Origin of the sequence: Oceanospirillum linum (genome assembly GCF_001995095.2) — a bacterium.
GTDB classification, from domain to species: domain Bacteria; phylum Pseudomonadota; class Gammaproteobacteria; order Pseudomonadales; family Halomonadaceae; genus Oceanospirillum; species Oceanospirillum linum.
Window position 1 is genome coordinate 1 of the sequence record NZ_MTSD02000113.1, and the last position, 434, is coordinate 434.

Annotated in this window: 1 protein-coding gene; it reads left to right on the forward strand. The window is 63.8% G+C overall.

What is annotated here, in order from left to right:
* Nucleotides 1-431, forward strand: a 431-nt coding sequence (locus BTA35_RS16890; RefSeq protein ID WP_238377636.1) for a LysR substrate-binding domain-containing protein, incomplete at its 5' end; no start/stop codon positions are given.
* Nucleotides 432-434: the final 3 nt, after the last annotated feature.

Genomic DNA, 434 nt, shown 5'->3' on the forward strand with positions numbered 1-434 from the left:
TCGCCAGCCCTGCCTATCTTGCCCGCCACGGCGTACCGCGCGCCCCCGACGACCTCGTCGACCACATACCGATCGGTTACGCCTCTCCAACCAGCGGCCGGCTCGCGCCGTGGGAATGGGTTGAGGGCGACACGGCGAGGACGCTCGCGATCAAGGGGCGCGTCACCGTCAACAGTGCGGAGGCGTATATCGCGTGTTGCCTGTCGGGCCTCGGGCTCATACAGATCCCCGCTTACGACGTCGAGACCCATCTCCAGGCCGGAGAACTGGTTGAGGTTCTGCCGGAATATCGTGCTGCGCCCATGCCGGTCACGCTGCTTTATCCACATCGGCAACACCTCTCCCGGCGCCTTCAGGTATTCGCCGACTGGCTTGTCGAACTCGTGAGGAAACGGTGCTGCGAACGACAGGAGACGTTTGACTCGCCATAAACG